We start from the raw sequence: 740 nt of genomic DNA, 5'->3' as shown, positions 1-740 counted from the left end.
CCTCAGCTTGGAGACGGCGGGCTCTCGGAGCCGTACCCTTCAAGCCTACTCCTAACTTCTTAAAGATACTAAACTTTCCATTTACTCGGAACCGCCCGCTGTCTTCCAAGGTGATGTTGTATGCCGTTTATTCTATTTCAACCCACTCAGATATTTTGATTTTACCATCTCTAATATTTACTTTAAAATCTTTCCCATTTGCTGAGTATACAGGGTCATAATCTACTTTTTGATAGGATTTTACAGTCCACCATACAGAATCTGCAACACCACTAATTGAAATAATCCAGCCCTTAATTCCTTTTTCAAAATTTGCTCTCTTTGCTAAGCTTAAAGCATAATCATGATTTAGGTAGATATTTTCGTTTGAAACGCCTTTGAAATAGTTATAAACATTTTGCCTAGTAATTTTAGTATTGTATTCAGTTTCTACATTTTCGCCATTTAAAAAAACTAAAATCATATTTCTGGATGTATCCGTTGAAAGATCATTTTTGATTTCAAATGCCACCATATCTAAAACAGACTTATATAAACCTTTAAATTCAAGAGTATCATTCAAAAAAGTCTCACTGAATGTTTCAATTAAAAAATTCTCGGCTATTTGAATTTTTTTTCTTTCAGAATCTGAATAATCTTTACTGTCACTTCCTTGTCCGAAGCATTTTACATTGGTCAGAATAAGAAATATTAATAAAGTATATTTCATGGGTTATGTATCAGTTCCTTTAATGGCATAC

The 740-nt window shown here is 32.8% G+C and carries 1 protein-coding gene; it reads right to left on the bottom strand.

Features of this window, described 5'->3' with window-relative positions; genetic code table 11:
* Nucleotides 1-127: 127 nt before the first annotated feature.
* On the bottom strand, nucleotides 128-709 hold the full coding sequence (locus tag DB520_RS26300; RefSeq protein ID WP_114752806.1) for a hypothetical protein: 582 nt from the start codon (nucleotides 707-709) through the stop codon (nucleotides 128-130).
* Nucleotides 710-740: the final 31 nt, after the last annotated feature.

The organism is Pleomorphovibrio marinus (assembly GCF_003347495.1).
GTDB classification, from domain to species: Bacteria; Bacteroidota; Bacteroidia; order Cytophagales; family Cyclobacteriaceae; genus Pleomorphovibrio; species Pleomorphovibrio marinus.
The sequence above is the reverse complement of the archived record's forward strand: the minus strand, read 5'-3'. Positions and strand labels throughout refer to the sequence as shown.

Bases quoted from the DNA above. Each gene is read 5' to 3' on its own strand.
- DB520_RS26300 (WP_114752806.1), bottom strand. From the start codon at position 709: ATGAAATATACTTTATTAATATTTCTTATTCTGACCAATGTAAAATGC.